The 17,865-nt window shown below is 65.6% G+C and carries 18 protein-coding genes and 1 tRNA gene; 10 read left to right on the top strand and 9 right to left on the bottom strand.

Annotated features, from left to right (window positions below; genetic code table 11):
* Positions 1-95: 95 nt before the first annotated feature.
* From ssb to Q0R16_RS14630, 5 genes are all read right to left on the bottom strand, one after another.
* Positions 96-653 carry a single-stranded DNA-binding protein gene (ssb, locus tag Q0R16_RS14610; RefSeq protein ID WP_295637570.1) on the bottom strand — a complete coding sequence of 186 codons (558 nt, stop codon included), beginning with the start codon at positions 651-653 and terminating at the stop codon, positions 96-98.
* A gap of 97 nt (positions 654-750) precedes the next feature.
* Positions 751-2,670, bottom strand: coding sequence for a ferrous iron transporter B (locus tag Q0R16_RS14615; protein ID WP_295637572.1), 1,920 nt, complete (start codon positions 2,668-2,670; stop codon positions 751-753).
* The gene (locus tag Q0R16_RS14620; RefSeq protein WP_295637600.1) at positions 2,667-2,927 is read right to left on the bottom strand and encodes a FeoA family protein; all 261 of its coding nucleotides are present in this window, start codon (positions 2,925-2,927) and stop codon (positions 2,667-2,669) included. The genes Q0R16_RS14615 and Q0R16_RS14620 overlap by 4 nt, the downstream gene beginning before the upstream one ends.
* 79 nt (positions 2,928-3,006) lie before the next feature.
* Positions 3,007-3,675 (bottom strand): COQ9 family protein, encoded by a 669-nt coding sequence (locus Q0R16_RS14625; RefSeq protein WP_295637603.1) that lies wholly within the window; start codon positions 3,673-3,675, stop codon positions 3,007-3,009.
* Between the two features lie 14 nt (positions 3,676-3,689).
* Complete coding sequence (locus tag Q0R16_RS14630; RefSeq protein ID WP_295637574.1) at positions 3,690-4,289, bottom strand: ankyrin repeat domain-containing protein; 600 nt, start codon at positions 4,287-4,289, stop codon at positions 3,690-3,692.
* A gap of 163 nt (positions 4,290-4,452) precedes the next feature.
* Here Q0R16_RS14630 and Q0R16_RS14635 point away from each other — a divergent pair, with 163 nt between their 5' ends.
* The 7 genes from Q0R16_RS14635 to Q0R16_RS14665 are packed head-to-tail and all read left to right on the top strand — an operon-like array spanning position 4,453 to position 11,525.
* Positions 4,453-5,094, top strand: coding sequence for an SCO family protein (locus Q0R16_RS14635; RefSeq protein WP_295637576.1), 642 nt, complete (start codon positions 4,453-4,455; stop codon positions 5,092-5,094).
* Positions 5,094-5,576, top strand: a complete 483-nt coding sequence (locus tag Q0R16_RS14640) for a YcgN family cysteine cluster protein (RefSeq protein WP_295637578.1) — start codon at positions 5,094-5,096, stop codon at positions 5,574-5,576. The genes Q0R16_RS14635 and Q0R16_RS14640 overlap by 1 nt, the downstream gene beginning before the upstream one ends.
* Positions 5,569-6,354 carry a YgjP-like metallopeptidase domain-containing protein gene (locus tag Q0R16_RS14645; protein ID WP_295637580.1) on the top strand — a complete coding sequence of 262 codons (786 nt, stop codon included), beginning with the start codon at positions 5,569-5,571 and terminating at the stop codon, positions 6,352-6,354. The genes Q0R16_RS14640 and Q0R16_RS14645 overlap by 8 nt, the downstream gene beginning before the upstream one ends.
* A 50-nt stretch (positions 6,355-6,404) precedes the next feature.
* Positions 6,405-9,407: an L-glutamate gamma-semialdehyde dehydrogenase gene (locus tag Q0R16_RS14650; protein ID WP_295637582.1), complete on the top strand. Its 3,003-nt coding sequence runs from the start codon at positions 6,405-6,407 to the stop codon at positions 9,405-9,407.
* A 49-nt stretch (positions 9,408-9,456) separates the two neighbouring features.
* Complete coding sequence (locus Q0R16_RS14655) at positions 9,457-9,900, top strand: hypothetical protein (RefSeq protein WP_295637583.1); 444 nt, start codon at positions 9,457-9,459, stop codon at positions 9,898-9,900.
* Between the two features lie 22 nt (positions 9,901-9,922).
* The gene (gene ribD, locus Q0R16_RS14660; protein WP_295637606.1) at positions 9,923-10,894 is read left to right on the top strand and encodes a bifunctional diaminohydroxyphosphoribosylaminopyrimidine deaminase/5-amino-6-(5-phosphoribosylamino)uracil reductase RibD; all 972 of its coding nucleotides are present in this window, start codon (positions 9,923-9,925) and stop codon (positions 10,892-10,894) included.
* A gap of 10 nt (positions 10,895-10,904) precedes the next feature.
* Entirely contained in the window at positions 10,905-11,525 is a 621-nt protein-coding gene (locus Q0R16_RS14665) for a riboflavin synthase (protein ID WP_295637585.1), read from the top strand.
* On the opposite strand, the gene Q0R16_RS14670 is transcribed toward Q0R16_RS14665, so the two are convergent.
* On the bottom strand, positions 11,511-12,074 hold the full coding sequence (locus Q0R16_RS14670) for a GNAT family N-acetyltransferase (RefSeq protein ID WP_295637587.1): 564 nt from the start codon (positions 12,072-12,074) through the stop codon (positions 11,511-11,513). The genes Q0R16_RS14665 and Q0R16_RS14670 overlap by 15 nt on opposite strands.
* Entirely contained in the window at positions 12,061-13,251 is a 1,191-nt protein-coding gene (locus tag Q0R16_RS14675; protein WP_295637589.1) for an amino acid aminotransferase, read from the bottom strand. The genes Q0R16_RS14670 and Q0R16_RS14675 overlap by 14 nt, the downstream gene beginning before the upstream one ends.
* Positions 13,252-13,563: 312 nt before the next feature.
* On the opposite strand from Q0R16_RS14675, the gene Q0R16_RS14680 reads away from it, so the two are divergent.
* Positions 13,564-14,394, top strand: coding sequence for a TorF family putative porin (locus Q0R16_RS14680; protein WP_295637591.1), 831 nt, complete (start codon positions 13,564-13,566; stop codon positions 14,392-14,394).
* A 103-nt stretch (positions 14,395-14,497) separates the two neighbouring features.
* Here the strand turns inward: Q0R16_RS14680 and Q0R16_RS14685 are convergent, their stop codons facing one another.
* A complete protein-coding gene (locus tag Q0R16_RS14685) occupies positions 14,498-15,337 on the bottom strand; it encodes an EipA family protein (protein WP_366857763.1) in 840 nt (279 codons plus the stop codon).
* 319 nt (positions 15,338-15,656) lie between these two features.
* Between Q0R16_RS14685 and Q0R16_RS14690 the strand changes: the two genes are divergently transcribed.
* Positions 15,657-15,749 (top strand) — tRNA-Ser (locus Q0R16_RS14690).
* 189 nt (positions 15,750-15,938) lie between these two features.
* Complete coding sequence (locus tag Q0R16_RS14695) at positions 15,939-17,159, top strand: site-specific integrase (protein WP_295637596.1); 1,221 nt, start codon at positions 15,939-15,941, stop codon at positions 17,157-17,159.
* Positions 17,160-17,392: 233 nt separating this feature from the next.
* Here Q0R16_RS14695 and Q0R16_RS14700 read toward each other — a convergent pair.
* A partial coding sequence (locus Q0R16_RS14700) for a hypothetical protein (protein WP_295637598.1) occupies positions 17,393-17,865 on the bottom strand: 473 nt, incomplete at its 5' end.

Here is a 17,865-nt window from a genome sequence, read left to right on the forward strand (position 1 = left end):
CGAGCGAAGTCGAGACACGTGAGCGCGGCGCCAGCGTGTCTCGACTTCGCTCGACACGAACGGATGTCTGGAGTTCGGACTGGACGGGCTGCCGATCAGAACGGAATATCATCGTCGAGATCGTCAGAGAACCCGCCGCCCGACGATCCGCCGCTATCGCCGCCCTTGTTCCAGCCGCCGCCGCTAGAGCCGCCGCCGCGTGATCCACCGCTTTGGCCACCGCTCTGGCCACCGCCTGAACCGCCATCGTTGTAGCCGCCCGAGCGCTGGCCACCGCCGCCTGCACCACCGCCCGCCCCCGGCGCGCCGTCGAGCATCGTCAGCACGCCGCCCATGCCGGCAACCGAAATCTCGGTGGTGTAGCGATCGTTGCCCGATTGGTCCTGCCACTTGCGCGTGCGCAACTGGCCTTCGATGTAGACCTTGCTGCCCTTGCGCAGGAACCGTTCGGCCACGCCCACCAATCCGTCGTTCTGGAGCACGACCGAGTGCCACTCGGTCCGCTCCTTGCGCTCACCGGTGGCCTTGTCCTTCCAGTTTTCGGATGTGGCGATGCGCAAGTTGCAGATCTTGCCGCCGTTCTGGAAGCTCTTGACCTCGGGATCGGCACCCAGGTTGCCGATCAGGATGACCTTGTTGACGCTGCCTGCCATCGAATCGCTCTTTCTCGAAATGTGATTGCCGGCCTAGCCAATGCCGCACACCAGCGCGAGTCTGGCGGCGCCGGTTTCCACAGCGTCATCGGCGCGTTCAGCCAAGGCCGAGTGCAACCGCACTCCAATACGTCAGCCCCGAAAACACGTAAGCCAGCGCGAACATGTAGCCCATCATGAACGCCGGCCAGCGCCAACCGTTGGTTTCGCGCCGCGCCACCGCGATCGTCGACAGGCATTGCGGCGCGAACACGAACCACGCCAGGAACGCCAGCGCAGTGGCCAGGCTCCAGCGCGTCTTGAGCTGCGTGCCGAGCGCCTGGCTGGCCTTGTCCTCGTCCTTGGCGTCGACCGCATACGTCGTGGCCAGCGAACTGACCGCCACCTCGCGCGCCGCCATCGCCGGGATCAGTGCCAGCGCGATGTCGCGGTTGAAGCCGATCGGCTTGACCACCACCGCCAATCCGTTGGCGATATGCCCTGCGATCGAGGCATCGACCTGGCTTTTGCCGGGTTCGGCCTGCGGCAGGTTGAGCAGCAGCCACAGCGCGATCGTGACGGTGAAGATCATCGTGCCCGCGCGGCGTAGGAAAATCCACGCCCGCTGCCACAGCCCGATCGCCAGGTCCTTCACCGTCGGCATCTGGTACTTGGGCAGTTCCATGATGAAGCCGCTCGCCGCGCCCTTGGTGACAGAACTGCGCAGCACCAGCGCCACCAGCATCGCGCCGACCACGCCGAACACATAGAGCCCGAACAGCACCAGCCCCTGCAAGCCCAATCCCGGACCCACCGCGCGCTGCGGGATGAACGCGCCGATGATCACCGCATAGACCGGCAGTCGCGCCGAACAGGTCATCAACGGCGCCACCAGGATCGTGGTCAGCCGGTCCTTGGGATCGGTGATGCTGCGCGTCGCCATGATCCCCGGCACTGCGCAGGCGAAGCTGGAGAGCAACGGGATGAAACTGCGTCCCGAAAGCCCCACGCCGGCCATCATCCGGTCCATCAGGAAGGCCGCGCGCGCCATGTAGCCGGTGGCTTCCATCGTCAGGATGAAGAAGAACAGGATCAGGATCTGCGGCAGGAACACCACCACCGAACCCACACCCGCGATCGCGCCGTCGGTCAGGAAATCGCGCCCGAGGCCTGCGGGCAGATACGCACGCGCCAGGTCCGAAAGCATCGAAAACCCCGCGCCAAGCGCATCGGCGAGCGGCTTGGCCCAGGAAAACACCGCCTGGAACACCACGAACAGCGTTGCGAACAGGATCACCGGCCCCCACCACGGATGCAGCAGCACCCGATCCAGCCGCGCGTGCAGCCGGTGCCTGGAGGTTTCGGACAGGATCGCGGCGCGGCCGATCTCGTGCGCCAGCATCCGCCGTTCGGACATGCCGATGTGCGGCTGCACGACCGGCGCGTGAAGCCGCGATTGCGCCTGCGCGCCGGCAATCGCGGCAATCAGCGCATCGAGCCCGCGCCGGCGCACCGCCACCGTCGCGATCACGGGCACGCCCAGCGCGGTTTCCAGCGCGGTCGGGTCGATCACCAGCCCGTCGCGTTCGGCCAGATCGACCATGTTGAGCGCCACCACCGTCGGCCGGCCGAGCGCGATCACTTCCTGCGCGAACACCAGGTGCTGCTCTAGGTTCGAGGCATCGAGCACCACCACCAGCACGTCGGGCTTGGCCTGGCCCGGCTGCTCGCCCATGATGACCTTGCGGGTCACCTCCTCATCCGGACTGCTGGCGTGGAGCGCATAGCTGCCGGGAAGATCGACCAGTTCAATCACAGTGCTGTCCGGAAGCGGGAGCCGGCCCGCCTTGCGTTCAACCGTAACCCCCGGATAATTGGCGATTTTCTGCCGCGCACCAGTCAACGCATTGAACAGCGCGCTCTTGCCGGCATTGGGATTGCCGACCAGCGCGGCCACGCGCGGAGTGGTGTCGGCAACGCTGGTGCCGTGGTCGTCCGGCTGGGTCTGGCGATCGACCAGCGTGGCCAGTTCGGTCATGCCGGCGCTCCGGCGTCAGCCAGAACTTCGACGGTCATCGCCGCGGCATGAGTGCGGCGCAATGCCACCGTCATGCGTCCGACTTCAACCGCGATCGGATCGCGCCCGAAAAACACGCCGCGATAGGCCAGCCGAACCCGCGCGCCGATATCAATGCCCAGCGCGCGCAGCCGCTGCGCCTCTTCGGGAACCAGCGAGGCCCAGTCGACAGCAGCGATCCGTGCGTCTTGGCCGATCGGGAGCAAATCCAGCGTCATCATGGCAGGCGCTGCCACAATCCGCAGCTTCTTGCAACTGGTTCGCAATATCGCCCGCGATGTCGCTGAGCGGCGCCGTTCAACGCGCCGGATAGCGCAACCGGCCGGCCAGCCGCGCAAAGCTGAAGCGCGTTTCATCGCCCTTTCCGCTGCCCAGCAACCGCGCCTTGGTCTTTTCGAAGCGCATCACGCCTTCGATGCGCCGATCGAGGAACGCTGCCGTGTCGGCATGGCCTTCGCTGGTATCGTCGACGAACACCGCCAGCGTTGCCGTATAGATCGCGGCGAGCAAGGTGCGCTTGGTATAATGGTTGTAATCGGTCGCGGTATCGCCCGCGAGCCGCCACATCCTGTCCGCGCTGCTCCAGCCCAGCCGCGCGGTGCGGCGCAGGTTCTGCGGCATCGCCATGATCGCCAGCGCGCGGCGGAGCGCTTCCTTGGACGGCGTCGCCGCCTCGAGCCGGAACCCGACCAGCCGGCGAATGCGCTCGCGAATCGGCAGCTTGGCCAGAACATCGAGCGGCAGCGCGCGCGCCATGTCGGCATCGGTCCGCGCGATCCACGCTTCGATCATGTCGATCGCGCCGCCCGGAAACGCCAGCGCGGCGACCGCTGGATCGACGCCCATGGCTTCGGCGGCGGCGTCGAGCGCCACTTTGCCCCAGCCATCGAACACCGCCGCATCGGCGATCACCGGCGCCAGTTCGAGCCGCAATTCGTCGAGCGTGAGATCGGCGAGATCATCCATCACGGCGACCTGGCTCACAGCGATGGCCCATAGGTCTTGCCGCCGCGCGCTTTCACGGTCTTGGCCTTGTCGATCTCCTGGCCAACCGGGTTCGAATCGCCATCGGCCTTCGCGTAATCGCGCGCCGAACGCCCCGAATTGTCGGGACGGTCCGGATTCGCACCAGCCTGCAGCAGCACCCGCGCCAGTTGCGTATCGTGGCGGTGAACCGCGCTGATCAGCGGCGTTTCGCCGGTCGCGTCCGCTTCGTCGATATGCGCGCCATAAGTGATCAGGATCTGCGCGCCTTCGACAAAACCCAGTCCCACCGCGGTTTCGAGCGGGGTTACCCCCTTGAAATCGCGGGCATTCACGTTGGCGCCCTTGGCGATGAGATATTTCATCCAGGTGCTGTCACGCATCTGCGTCATGATGTGCAGCGCGGTTTGTCCGTTCGACGAATCGCGGGTGTTGATGATCGTCGAGCCCGGCACCGCCAGTGCATCGACGACCTTGTCGCCTTCTTTCTTGCGCACCGATTCAAGGAATTTGTAGCTGTCCGAAAACTGGGCGTGGGCCGGGGCCGGAACCATGAGGCCCGCCGCTGCCAGGCCAGCCACTGCCAACCCGGACATTGCGCAAATCAGCCCCGGAAAACGCTTGTGCACCCCTGTATCTCCTGTCGCGGCGGCCCCTCGAAAGGTGGCAGCCCCATTTCGTTACCCATGATCCGCAAACGCCCTGCAACGCAGGTGCAGCCGCACCGATCCGACCTTGCAAGGCACCGCTTAGCAGAGCATGAACCGGCCCGCCATGCCCAGCCCCGAACCCGCTCCACGACCTATCGCCAACCGCCCTCATGTTCGCGCGCTTGCCGCGCTGGCGTTGCTGATGGCGCCGCTGGCAGCTTGCAGCGGTCCGGTCGAGGAACCACCGCTTGCGGGCGCCACGATCGGCGGTGATTTCGCCTTGGTGGACAAGTCGGGCAAGACCGTTCGCTTCAACGATTTTGCGGGCAAGTGGCGAATCGTCTACTTCGGCTACAGCTTCTGTCCCGATGTCTGCCCGCTCGATCTGCAACACCTGATGCAGGGCTACCACGCTTTTGCGAAGACCAGTCCGGCGCTGGCCAGGGACGTGCAGCCGATGTTCGTGACAATCGATCCGGAGCGCGACACTCCGCAGAAGGTCGGCGAATACACTGCCAACTTCGGCCCGGAACTGATCGGGCTGACCGGGACGCCGGCGCAGATTGCCGCTGCGGCGAGCACGTGGAAGGTTTATTACGCCCGGCATGACAGCAAGATACCGGGCAACTACCTCATGGACCACAGCCGCGCTGCCTACCTGATGGACCGCGCCGGCAAACCCATCGCGCTGCTGCCTTCGGACAAGGACGGCGCCGCGGTTGCGGCCGAATTGGCGAAATGGGTCCATTGATGCCGCCCACCACACCCCCTGCGGAGTCGGTGGATCGCTTCTGGGAGCGGCCGATCGAAACCCTTTCGCGCGACCAGTGGGAAGCGCTGTGCGACGGCTGCGGCAAGTGCTGCCTGCACAAGCTGGAGGACGAGGACACCGGCGCGATCGTTGGCACCAATGTCGCCTGCCGGCTGCTCGACCTGAAGACCGCGCGCTGTTCGGACTATCGCCACCGCCGCAGCCAAGTGCCCGATTGCCTGCGGCTGACCCCGCGCCTGGCCGCGCAAGTCCGCTGGCTGCCGGCCACTTGCGCTTACACTTTGCGCGCGCGCGACCTGCCGCTGCCCGAATGGCACTACCTGATTTCGGGCGATCGCGACGCCGTGCGCCGCGCCGGCGCATCGGTGATCGGCCGCGCGATCAGCGAAGTGGTTGCCGGCCCGCTTGAAAACCACATCGTCGAAGAACGCGCGATCTGGACGGTCGACGACGATGGCTGAGCGGAAGCCATCAGCCTGGCTGCCCGACTGGGCGCGCCCCACCTGGCTGGCCGCCACCACGGCCAGCCCCAAGGCGAAACCCGCGCCCCGCACGATCGCAATTGCCGGACAGAAACTTCCCTTGGTGATCCGCAAGCTGGCGAACGCGCGGCAGATGTCGTTGCGGCTTTCGCCCGATGGCCGCGAAGTACGCGTTTCGATCCCGCAGTGGGGCCGGGTCCGCGATGCCGAGGACTTCGCGCACAGTCGCTCCGAATGGCTGGCGCAGCACCTTGCAGCACAGCCGCAGCCCACAGTGATCCAGCCGGGCGCGGACGTGCCGTTCCGCGGCGCGCTGCTCACCATCACCTGGGCTGAAACGCTGCCGCGGCGCCCGAAAATCCTGGCCGACCGCATCGAGCTTGGCGGACCAGGCAATTCGCTGGGGCCGCGCCTGCAACGCGCGCTGGAAGCCGAAGCGAGGCGCCTGTTCGCCGATGACCTGGCCCACTTCTGCGCGCGCGCCGGCGAGGCCGCACCGCGTCTGATGCTCAGCCGCGCGCAGCGGCGCTGGGGCAGTTGTTCTTCCGATCGGTCGATCCGGCTCAACTGGCGGCTGATCATGGCGCCCGATGCGGTGCGCCGCTCGGTCGTTGCACACGAAGTCGCGCATCTGGCGCATTTCGATCACAGCGCGGCGTTTCACGCGAAGCTGGCGCTGATCTACGATGATGATCTTGCGGCCGCAAACGCCTGGCTCAAAAACGAAGGCCGGGGGCTTTACGCAGCGTTCGGGTAACATCAACTATCCGGTCGCAAATGAAACCGGATCAAGCTAGGCGGCAGGTCATGGAAACGCCCGCAATGTACCTCGCCCGCAACCAGATGCGCCGCCTTCACCGGTTGGCCGAACCCGAGGTCATGGCGCCGCTGATCGCCGCAATCCCGGTCGATCCCAAGAGCGAGCGCGCCATCCTGGGCGAAGGGCGCGCGCTGATCGAGGCTTTGCGCAAGGGCCAGGCGAGCGGCTGGGTCAATCGTTTCATGGCCGAATACCGCATGGACAGCGACGAGGGCCTGGCGCTGCTCAGCATGGCCGAAGCGTTCCTGCGCGTGCCCGATACCGAGACCGCCGACCTGCTGATCGCCGACAAGATCGGCGAGGCCGACTGGCGCGCGCATTCGGGCAAATCCTCCTCGATGCTGGTCAATTCGGCCACCTGGGGGCTGGTGCTCGGCCGCGCGGTGATCGGGGCAGAACCGCAATCGGGGGTGCTGCGGCGGCTGGTGGCGCGCAGCGGCGAACCGTTCGTGCGGCAAGCGGTGGGCGCGGCGATGCGGCTAATGGGCGAAACCTTCGTGATGGGACGCACCATCGACGAGGCCATCACCAGGATGCGCCACCGCGATCGCAAGGGCTTTACCGCCAGCTTCGACATGCTGGGCGAAGGCGCGCGCACATATGAGGACGCAGGCCGCTATCTCGAATCGTACTACGGCGCGATTGCGGCGGTGGGGCGCTCGGCTGAAGCGGGTCACTCGATTTCGGTCAAGCTTTCGGCACTGCATCCGCGCTACGAAGCCGCGCAAGCCGATCGCTGCCTGCCTGCACTGGCCGATAGCCTGCTTGGGTTGGCGCGTGCGGCGGCGGCGGCAAACATTGCGCTGACGGTGGATGCCGAGGAAAGCGAGCGGCTCGACCTCAGCCTCGATCTGATCGCGCAAGTGGCGGCCGATCCCGCGCTGGCGAAGTGGGATGGCCTGGGCATGGCGGTGCAGGCCTATTCGAAGCGCGCCACCGCGGTGTGCCGATGGGCCGATGCTTTGGGCGCCGCCACCGGGCGCACGATGCGCGTGCGGCTGGTCAAGGGCGCGTACTGGGACAGCGAAATCAAGGCGACGCAGGAACAGGGGCTGACCGACTATCCGCTGTTCAGCCGCAAGGTCCACACCGACGTGTCGTACCTGGCTTGCGCGCGCGAATTGCTGGTCAGCCCGCATATCGAGCCGGCCTTCGCCAGCCACAATGCGCGCACCGTGGCGACGATCGTCGACTGGGCAACCGCGCTGGGCAAGCCGAAGGATGGCTTCGAATTTCAGCGGCTGCACGGCATGGGCGACGGGCTGTACGAGGACCTGGTGCGCCAACGCGGTTACCGCTGCCGGGTCTATGCGCCGGTCGGTGGGCACCGCGATTTGCTGGCCTATCTGGTGCGGCGGCTGCTGGAGAACGGCGCGAATTCGAGCTTCGTCCATCAGCTCGCCGAAGCCGATGTCAGCGAGGCCGAACTGCTCGCCGATCCGGTGGAGAAGGCGCGCAGCGGGCGGGGGATGCAGCATCCATCTATCCCCGCGCCGAGCGACTTGTTCGAGCCGGTGCGCGGGAATTCGGCGGGGATCGACCTCAATGATCGCGCGGTGCTGGCGGATTTGCGCGCGAAGCTGGCGACGGCGCCCGATACGCACGCGGAGGTCGAAACTCGGGTCGATGCGCTGATCGGGCAGGCCGCAGTCGCCTTCCCGGCGTGGGCTGCCACCCCGGTCGACGCGCGCGCGGCGGTGCTCGAACGGCTGGCCGATCTCATTGAGGAGCGCCGCCTCGAAGCGATGGCGCTGCTCGCGCACGAGGCGTTCAAGACCGTGCCCGACGCGCTGGCCGAAGTGCGCGAGGCCGCCGATTTCTGCCGGTACTACGCTCGCCAGGCACGCGCGCTGATGGCGCCGCTGCCGCTCCCCGGCCCGACCGGAGAGGCCAATGTGCTGCGCATGGCGCCGCGCGGGGTGTGGGCCGCGATCGCGCCGTGGAACTTCCCGCTGGCGATCTTTCTGGGCCAAGTCACCGCTGCGCTGGTTACCGGCAACACCGTGGTAGCCAAGCCCGCACCGCAGACTCCAGCGATCGGCCGCTGGGCAGTGGCGCTGGCGCACGAGGCCGGGGTGCCCGAAGGCGCGTTGCGGATCGCGGTTGGCGGGGCCGAAGTCGGCGGCGCGCTGGTTGCGGATACGCGCATTGCCGGCGTGGCCTTCACCGGTTCGGTCGCCACCGCCAAGCGCATCGCGCGCATCTTGTTGGAGGACGATGCCCGCCCGATCGTGCCGCTGATCGCCGAAACCGGCGGGATCAACGCGATGATCGTCGATTCGACCGCGCTGACCGAACAAGTGGTGCGCGATGTGGTCACTTCGGCATTCCGTTCGGCCGGCCAGCGCTGTTCGGCGCTGCGGCTGCTGGTGTTGCAGGAGGACGTGGCCGAACGGACGCTGGAGATGCTGGCGGGCGCGATGGACACGCTGGTGATCGGCGATCCGGCCGATCCCGCTACCGACCTCGGTCCCGTGATCGACGAGCCCGCCTATACCCGGCTGATGACATATGCCGCCAGCCAGGCCGCGCGCGTGGTCAAGACCGTGCCAATACCGCAAGACTTGCCGGATGCGGGGCTGTTCGTGCCGCCGACCGTGATCCGCATCGATTCGCTCGATGACCTCACCGCCGAATGGTTCGGGCCGCTGCTCCACGTCTGCACGTGGAAGCCGGGCACGCTCGACGCAACGATCGCGGCGATCAACGCCAAGCGGTTCGGGCTCACCATGGGCCTTCACAGCCGCATCGCGCGGGTGGCCGAGATGGTCGAGGCGGCTGCGCAAGTCGGCAACCTCTACGTCAACCGCTCGATGATCGGCGCGGTAGTGGGAAGCCAGCCGTTCGGTGGCGAAGGCTTGTCGGGCACCGGTCCCAAGGCCGGCGGGCCGCATTACCTGCCGCGCTTCTGCGTCGAACGGGTGACATCGACCGACACCACCAGTTCGGGGGGCAACGCCTCGCTGCTGAGCCTGGATGATATTGGGTGATGGATGCGCGGGCTGGCCAACGGCGCGCGCACTCCCTATCTGATCGGATATGAGCGGCTTCTTTCAGAAAATCTCCCCCGTGGGCGCAGTGGGCGATGTGATCGGCTACATCCGCGCGCCGCGTCCGCATCGCCTGGGCTTTCTTGCGCTGTCTGCGGCGGCCACGTTTGCGGTGTTCAGCCTGATCACCTCGGAAAAATATGCGGGGCTGCCCAAACTGCCCGAAGTGACCTATTTCCCCAGCTTCCTGCCCGGCCGCAGCGACGCGCAGATCCGCCGTGAGAACATCGAGGCGACCAAGAAGGCCCGCGCCGAAGAAGCGCAGGACGAGGCCGACGATGCCCAGATCCGCGCGAACTACAAGGCGATGGGCGATGCGCTGAACATGGACACCCGCAAAGCCATCGAACGCGGCAATGCCGAGCGCGCCGAGGCCAAGCGCAAATACGACGCCTTCAACGCAGAGCTCCTGCGCAAACATCTTGTCAAATGAAGCGCCGCTGCCCGGCCTGACCATGGCGCCGCGCAGTGATGCAGACTGGCTCGATGCCGCCGCGGCGCTGGCCGGTCGCGCCCGCCCGCTGAGCCGGCCCAACCCCGGCGTGGGCGCGATTGTGGTGGCCAAGGGCCGGGTGATTGCGCGCGGGTGGACGCATGCCGGAGGACGCCCGCATGCCGAAGCCGTGGCCCTCGCGGCCGCGGGCGAAGCCGCACGCGGTGCCACGCTTTACGTGACGCTTGAACCTTGCGCGCACCGCAGCCTGCGCGGGCCATCGTGCACCAGCCTTGTGATCGCCAGCGGGATCGCACGCGCAGTGGTCGGATGCGAAGACCCCGACCCGCGCACCGCCGGCACCGGCATCGCCGCGCTGCGCGAAGCCGGGATCACAGTGGAGGTGTTGCCCCGCGCGGCAGCCAGAGCCAGCCTGGTCGGCTATCTCATGCGCGCATCGGCTGGTCGGCCGCACCTCACGCTCAAGCTGGCGACCTCGCTCGACGGGTGCATCGCACTGGCCGACGGGACCAGCAAATGGATCACCGGGCCAGAGGCGCGCGCGCACGCGCATCTTGAACGTGCGTGCGCCGATGCGATCCTGGTCGGTGGCGGCACTTTGCGCGCCGATTCGCCGATGCTCGATGTGCGATTGGCGGGTTTGGAACACCGCAGCCCGCGACGGTTCGTGCTTACGCGCGGCAATGTGCCCGAGGGCTGGGCAGCGGTTTCGGACCTGAAGGCGCCCGCAGCCTTCGGTGACGCGCAATACCTGATGGTTGAAGGTGGCGCAGGCGCGGGCGCTGCGTTCCTGCGTGCCGATCTGGTCGATCGGCTGCTGTTGTACCGCGCGCCGATCGTGATCGGCGGCGGGCGGCCGAGTGTGGGCGATATCGGTCTGACCTCGCTCGATCCCGCGCATGGCCTTTGGCGCATGACCCAGACCCGCCGGCTTGGCAGCGACCATCTCGAAGTCTACGAGCGGACCCGCTAGAGAGGCCACCATGTTCACCGGAATCATCACCGCCAAGGGCCACATCGCCAAGATCGACCAGCGCGGCGACGCGCGCGTGACGATCGCTTGTCCGTTCGACCCGGCCAGGATCGCGATCGGCGCGTCGATCGCGTGCTCGGGCGTGTGCCTGACCGTGATCGACCGCGGCGGAGTGGCTGGCGACGCCTGGTTTACGGTAGACGTTTCGGGTGAGACGATCGCGCACACCGCACCGTCGCAGTGGCACGTCGGCCGCGAAATCAACCTGGAGGGCGCGCTCAAGCTGGGTGACGAATTGGGCGGGCATATCGTCACCGGCCACGTGGATGCGGTCGGTCACGTGGTGGGCGTCTGCCCCGAAGGCGATTCGCACCGGCTGGGCATCGCCGCGCCGAAAGCGCTTGCGCCTTATATCGCCGCCAAGGGCTCGGTGACGATCGACGGGGTTTCGCTCACGGTCAACGAAGTGACCGACCAGCCCGACGGCACTGCGCATTTCGGGCTCAACATCATCCCGCACACCGCGCACGTGACCACGCTGGGCAACCTGGCGCCGGGTGATGCGGTCAACCTCGAAATCGACGTGCTGGCGCGCTACCTCAAGCGGATGCAGGCGCTACAGGCCGGCTAACGGTCCGTTGGCGAAGCTATCGCGGGTGATCTCGTAGATCACGTGGCGCACCGGACCGTCGGCCATGTCGACCACGCTCGTGCGATCGGTCAGTCGTCCGCCAATCTTTTCCAGCGCGCGGCGGCTGCGCACGTTAGCCTCGCCGACCTGGAATTCGACCAGTTCGACATGCTGAAGCGCGTGGCCGATCATCAGCCGCTTCAATTCGCGGTTCCAGGTTCCGCCCCACGCCTTGCGCGCAAGAAACGTCCAGCCGATCTCGACAGACGAGCGTTCGGGGTCGAACCCCTGCCAGCGCGACGAGCCGATGATCGCTTCGTTCGCCAGGTCGATCACCACGACCGCGCCCTTGAACTTCAGCGCATTGGCGAAAAAGTCGCGGAACACCGGCTCGCGCCAGCGATCGTGCGCGGGGTGCAGTTCCCAGATCAGCGGGTCGGACGCCACCGCGTAGAGCGCATCCCAGTCCTGGGGCGCCAGCGGCCGCAGCAGCAGCCCCTCGCCGGTCAGCGTGGGCTGACGCCAGGTGTCGAAATCAGGCTGTAACATCCGCCAGCGCCCCGATGAACGCTTCGATATTGCCCACAGTCAGCCCGGCGATGTTGATCCGGCCCGATCCGGCCATGTAGATGCCGTGCTTGGAACGCAGCGTCATGATCTGCTCTGCGTTGAGCGGCAGCATCGAGAACAGCCCGCTTTGCGCGCCCACCGCAACCATGTCGATCGGCCCGATCCTGCCCGCCGCCGCCAGCCGTTCGCGCACCTGGCGCATTCGTGCGCGCATCGTGTCGAGTTCGTCGAGCCATACGGCCGTCATCGCCGCATCTTCAAGGATCAGCCGCACCGCCGCCGCGCCGTGATCGGGTGGCATCGACCAGCTTGCGCGCGCGATCGCCGCGCCGTTCGACAGCGCCTTCTCGAGATCGGCGCCATCGCGGGTCATCACGTAGAACGCGCCGACGCGATCGCGATACATGCCGAAGTTCTTGTCGCAGCTATAGGCGATCAGCGCCTCGGGCACTGCGGCGCAAACCTTGCGCACGCCATAAGCGTCTTCCTCCATGCCGTGGCCGAGCCCCTGGTACGCCAGGTCGAGGATCGGCAGCACGCCCGTTTCGCCGAACAGCGCAGCGATCTGGTCCCACTGTGCCGGCGTGTAATCGACTCCCGTGGGATTGTGGCAGCAACCATGGAGCAGCACCGCATCGGTGGCGGGATCGGAGTCGCGCAGCGCGCCCAGCAACGCATCGAGATCGGCGGTGCCGGCGTTGGTCATGTGGCTGAAAGTCTTGAGTTCGAGCCCCGAGGCGGCGACGATCTGCGCGTGATTGGGCCAGCTCGGCGTGCCCATCCACACGCGCTTGATGCCTGCACGCCGCGCCAGGTCGATCGCCAACCGCACGCCGCCGGTGCCGCCGGGCGCCTGCATGCCCTCGATCCGCGCCATGTTAACCGCGCCATCCGAATCTTTGGCGCCGAAGATGTAGGGCTTGAGCGCGTGGACGAAGCCCATATCGCCTTCTGGCCCCAGATAAGCCTTGGAATCCTGCGTGGCGAGCAGCTTGGCCTCGGCCTGCTTGATCGCCGCGAACACCGGGGTATCGCCCTGCCCGGTACGATACACGCCCACGCCCAGATCGATCTTGTCCACGCGCGGATCGGCGTTGTGCAGCTTGATCAGGTTAAGCAGCGCATCGGCGGGCTGCGCCACAAGGTTTTCAAACATGGTCCGGGTCTCGTCAGGGCTGTTGCGTCTTGGGCGGCCAGGCTCGCCGCATGGCGGCAATCTGCGGGCGCGCAATGCTCCGGGCACCCCGAAAGGGCAAGGCAAAACCGCGCTGGCCGTGGTGCAAGGTGTGTCTGGCTCGCAACACTAGATGCTTGAATCGACCATTTGCGCAGTACTCTTGCCTGAATTGGTTGTGCAACGCAGCATTGTGTGGCAATCAAAAATTCTTCCGAACACATTCCCACCCATCAACAGAGGGGGAAAGTCGGAAGCGCAGGAAGGAACCCTTTTTCACTATGAGGGTGTTCCATGACCAAATTGTTCTCCCGCTTTGCCGCCGCCACTGCTTTTGCAGTCGGCACACTGGCTTTCACCGCACCGGCCTTTGCCGATGACGCGCCAACCGCGCCTCCGCCAGACGTAACCATCACCGGCGCTGCTTCGGTGGTTTCGCAATATCGTTTCCGCGGCCTTGCCCAGTCCGACAACAAGCCGGTCGTGCAGGCCACCGCCACGCTGACGCACAAGTCGGGCTTCTACGTCGCGTTCTGGGGATCGAGCGCAACCGCCAACAGCACCCCGATCGCCATCGGCGGCACCGAAATCGACGTATGGGGCGGCTACAGCCATTCAGTGGCCGGCGTCACGCTCGACGGCGGTCTCTATGGCTACATCTACCCGGGCTTCCCCGCGGGCAACTACTACGAAATCTATGGCGACGTGGTGAAGGCCTATGGCCCCGTTACCGCCAAGGTTGGCGTCAACTTCGCGCCCGCGCAGAAGGTGTTCAACCTGAACTTCTCGTCGGCGCAGCGTTCGAACACGTATGTTTTCGGCGAGCTGTCGTTCTCTCCTGCGAAAACCCCGATCACGCTGCACACGCACCTGGGCCACACCGGTGGCGGGTTCGATTATGGCAAGCAGTACATCGATTACACCGCGGGCGTGTCGTACAAGTACAAGGCGTTGACTTTCGACCTCTCGGTCGTCGGCACCAACATCAGCCGTTCGGATACCGACCGGGCGTTCGTTTCGGCACCATCGTGCGCCGGCCTGGGCTTCTCGATCTCCACTTGCTCGAACTACTGGCACCGCCCGGCCAAGACCGTCGCAGTCGGATCGATCACCGCCAGCTTCTGATCTTGCAACGACCGAAACACGAAGGCCGCCGGTTCACCCCGGCGGCCTTTCTTGTGGGACTGGCATGCGAAAGCGGCACCGCCCTCCAGCGCCGATCAACGCACTAGAACGGCATCCAGTTCTGCTTCCGCGAAAACTTCATATAGCCGCCGTTCACGCCCAGCCGCAGCCCCACGCCGGCGCGGATCGGGATCAGCACCACGTCGCCGCGCCGCAAGTAGCTGGCGTTGAATCCGCCGATCAGGAAGGCCTGCCCTTCGCCAGCCGCGAAGCGCTTGTACAGGTTCTCGCTGTCGTAGAGGTTGTAGACGAGCACGAACGTGCTTCCCCCGCTGGCGCCGGCATCGAAGCCGATCGAAGGCCCGGTCCAGTACACCGGGCGCCGCCCCTCGATCTTGTGGCACAGCGTACCCGAACCATAGCGCAGGCCCACGACAAATGCGGCTCCCGCTTCGCGCCCGACGATATATCCGACCGGCTCGCCCTGCTTGCGCAGCAGATCGTGGATGATGTCGGCAACGCCCTTGGCGCCCTTGCCGAACACGCCTTGCGCCGCACCGATCAGATCATCCTCGCGGTAAGTCGTGTTCGCCGGCACCGAACCCGGCATGCCGGCGGCCGAGGCCGTTTGCTGCCCGGGCGAAGTCGAACCGCAATCGAAGCCTGCGGACCCGGGCGAAGGTGGTACGGCCGCAACCGGCGCCGGCCCTGCATCGATCGAAGGTTGCGCTTGCGGATCGGCCGGCAAAGCAGGAGTGGTGCCGGGCTCTGAGTAGGCCGGTCGGGCGAACTCCGCGCCCGCCGAACTCTGGGGCGAACTCTGCTGCGAACTCCGGGGTGCGCTGGGCGCCGGGCGGGCCGCGTTCGATGACAAGTCGCCGTCGATCGCCCGGTTCGGATCGATTGATTGAACTTGCGCATTGCCCGCAGACGCCATCGTCATGGCAACGCATGCCAGCAGCAGAGATGCTTTGCGAAAACGTGTCATTATCAGTCCGTCCCTCGATCCAGGCCCACCCCGCCGCGCGAGCATACCCGCCGGCCAGGACGCAATCCCGCATTGCGCAGTGGAATCCACAAGTTGCGGACCGGCAATGAACCGGCGATGAGCCGAGTCGAAAACGCGCCAGACGGCATGGACAGCCAGCCGGAAGACCGGTTTTGCCGCGTTTGGCGGGCAAACACGGCCCGATCAGAACACATGCCGATCGCACTTGCCGCCCGCCCTTCGCCTCGCTATAGCGCGCCGGCTGTCGCAATCCGGAGACGTGGGTGAGTGGCTGAAACCAACGGTTTGCTAAACCGTCGTACTGGTAAATCCGGTACCGAGGGTTCGAATCCCTCCGTCTCCGCCAGATCCCTGCACATCAGCGAACTTCAACGAACCGGAGCGCACGGGAAAACGTGAGGTTTTGCGAGGGTTTGCGCTTATTTGGACGTTCGCGGTGCGCCGCCAGAGATCGCCTAAAACCGCCACGAGCCGCGTTTTATTTTATGGCTGGGTTTATGGTTGACTCGAGCTGCAAGCAGCTTAGTGCCGCCATATGCCCTCGCGCGCGCGTAACAAACTCACGGCTAGACAGGTCGCCACATTCACGAAGCCAGGGGTCTATTCCGACGGCGGGGGTCTTTACCTGCGTGTGCGGGAATCTGGCCGGTCATGGTTTTACATCGGCAGCCTGGACGGAAAGCGATTTGAGCTCGGGTTAGGATCGTCACTGGACGTGCCCTTGGCCAAGGCTCGGGAGATGGCGTTGAAAATACGCCTTCAGTTAATCGATGGCGTCAATCCGATAAGCGACCGTATGGCGGCGAAGGCCCAGCGAAAGCTAGCGAAAGGGGATCAAGCTGGCGAAACGTCCATCAAGTCCAATGTCGTCACCTTCGGTTCGTTTGCCAAGAAATTGGTTGCCAGCATCGAGGGAGGGTTCAAAAATCCCAAGCATCGCCAGCAATGGCGCAACACGCTGGACACTTATGCCAAGCCACTAGCGGATTTGCCGATTGCAGCTGTCACGACCGATGACATCTTGGCTGTGCTCACACCTATCTGGTTGACCAAGGCCGAGACGGCGTCGCGGGTTCGCGGGCGCATCGAACGCGTCTTGGATGCCGCCAAGGCGAGAGGCCTTCGCGGCGGCGATAACCCAGCCAGAGGCCGCGGCCACCTCGATCTGTTGTTGCCCAACCGCAGCAAGGTTGGCGTCAAACATCATTCTGCGCTGCCGTTTGCGGACATCGCTGCGTTCATGATCGAACTGCGCAAACGGCCAGCTGTTGCGGCGCGTGCCCTGGAGTTTACAATCCTCACCGCCGCCCGATCGGGTGAGACACGTGGTATGACCTGGGGCGAACTAGATCTCGACAAGAAGCTATGGACCGTCCCCGCCGATCGCATGAAAGCGTCGGCAACCCATGAGGTACCGCTGAGCGACGATGCGATGGCCGTGTTGGCAACGGTGCGTGAAGACGGCCTCAAGCCTACCGATGTGGTGTTTCCAGCACCGCGTGGCGGAACATTATCCGACATGGCGCTTTCGCAATTGCTCAAGCGCATGGATCGAGGCGACATCACCGTTCACGGCTTTCGCTCGTCGTTCCGGGACTGGGCCGGCGACACTACACAGTTCGGGCGTGAAGAAGTTGAAATGGCGCTGGCCCATACCGTGGGCTCTTCGGTCGAGCTTGCTTACCGCCGTGGACGTGCACTCGATAAGCGGCGCGAGCTCATGTCCGCGTGGGCAGAATATTGCGCCGGGCGCTAGGGTGCGGAGAATTGCGCGAGCGGGTTTGCTTCTCTCTGCTCAACGAATGGCCTGTTTCATCCGTTTGGGCCGGGCCCGTCAGTAATTGGGGGCTTCGTGGCCGGCGGCCACCATCGGCTCTGCGTGGAATGACGGCCCGTGGGACGAGACTGCCACTCACGTCAGGCTCGGCGAACGGCAGGTGCGACAAGACCGGCCATTCCGTCGTCGCGTTAGGACAGCTCCGTCAACCGCTAGGCTGATTTGGCTACAGCGGCCATCACCAGCGCGCCCGAAGCGACCCGACGCTTGAGATCCCGCCATTGACCATGATGGAACTCGGCACGTGAACGGCAACGGGCATCGATCTGTGCCGCTTCATAAAGGCGGGAAACCAACTTGGGATAAAGTCGCAGCTTTTGGAAGTCATCCGAACATGCCGCAATCTCGCGCGCCGCAAGGCTGATGTTCTGCCAGCGGGAAAAAGGAAGCGCGATGCCGTCCGGACCGACCACAACGCCCGTCACGATCTTCACAGTGTCTCCCGTGAATGACCGATCCTTGTGCGCCCGCAGGCCCGCCTTGAAGATCGCCGATCGCGCTTCATGGAGGACCGTGCGCGATGCGCCGGGGCCAGACATCGTGACGTCGTCGACATAGCAGGTCATGACTAGGCCATGCTGGGCAGCGAGCCCTGCAAGGCCGTCGAACAGCGATTTGTACGTGT

Origin of the sequence: Novosphingobium sp., from assembly GCF_025351285.1 — a bacterium.
Taxonomy (GTDB): Bacteria; Pseudomonadota; Alphaproteobacteria; order Sphingomonadales; family Sphingomonadaceae; genus Novosphingobium.

Excerpts from the sequence above, each read along its gene's own strand:
- ssb (WP_295637570.1), bottom strand. The coding sequence starts at position 653 with ATGGCAGGCAGCGTCAACAAGGTCATCCTGATCGGCAACCTGGGTGCC.
- Q0R16_RS14615 (WP_295637572.1), bottom strand. The coding sequence starts at position 2,670 with ATGACCGAACTGGCCACGCTGGTCGATCGCCAGACCCAGCCGGACGAC.
- Q0R16_RS14620 (WP_295637600.1), bottom strand. The coding sequence starts at position 2,927 with ATGACGCTGGATTTGCTCCCGATCGGCCAAGACGCACGGATCGCTGCT.
- Q0R16_RS14625 (WP_295637603.1), bottom strand. The coding sequence starts at position 3,675 with ATGGATGATCTCGCCGATCTCACGCTCGACGAATTGCGGCTCGAACTG.
- Q0R16_RS14630 (WP_295637574.1), bottom strand. The coding sequence starts at position 4,289 with ATGTCCGGGTTGGCAGTGGCTGGCCTGGCAGCGGCGGGCCTCATGGTT.
- Q0R16_RS14635 (WP_295637576.1), top strand. The coding sequence starts at position 4,453 with ATGAACCGGCCCGCCATGCCCAGCCCCGAACCCGCTCCACGACCTATC.
- Q0R16_RS14640 (WP_295637578.1), top strand. The coding sequence starts at position 5,094 with ATGCCGCCCACCACACCCCCTGCGGAGTCGGTGGATCGCTTCTGGGAG.
- Q0R16_RS14645 (WP_295637580.1), top strand. The coding sequence starts at position 5,569 with ATGGCTGAGCGGAAGCCATCAGCCTGGCTGCCCGACTGGGCGCGCCCC.
- Q0R16_RS14650 (WP_295637582.1), top strand. The coding sequence starts at position 6,405 with ATGGAAACGCCCGCAATGTACCTCGCCCGCAACCAGATGCGCCGCCTT.
- Q0R16_RS14655 (WP_295637583.1), top strand. The coding sequence starts at position 9,457 with ATGAGCGGCTTCTTTCAGAAAATCTCCCCCGTGGGCGCAGTGGGCGAT.
- ribD (WP_295637606.1), top strand. The coding sequence starts at position 9,923 with ATGGCGCCGCGCAGTGATGCAGACTGGCTCGATGCCGCCGCGGCGCTG.
- Q0R16_RS14665 (WP_295637585.1), top strand. The coding sequence starts at position 10,905 with ATGTTCACCGGAATCATCACCGCCAAGGGCCACATCGCCAAGATCGAC.
- Q0R16_RS14670 (WP_295637587.1), bottom strand. The coding sequence starts at position 12,074 with ATGTTACAGCCTGATTTCGACACCTGGCGTCAGCCCACGCTGACCGGC.
- Q0R16_RS14675 (WP_295637589.1), bottom strand. The coding sequence starts at position 13,251 with ATGTTTGAAAACCTTGTGGCGCAGCCCGCCGATGCGCTGCTTAACCTG.
- Q0R16_RS14680 (WP_295637591.1), top strand. The coding sequence starts at position 13,564 with ATGACCAAATTGTTCTCCCGCTTTGCCGCCGCCACTGCTTTTGCAGTC.
- Q0R16_RS14685 (WP_366857763.1), bottom strand. The coding sequence starts at position 15,337 with ATGACGATGGCGTCTGCGGGCAATGCGCAAGTTCAATCAATCGATCCG.
- Q0R16_RS14695 (WP_295637596.1), top strand. The coding sequence starts at position 15,939 with ATGCCCTCGCGCGCGCGTAACAAACTCACGGCTAGACAGGTCGCCACA.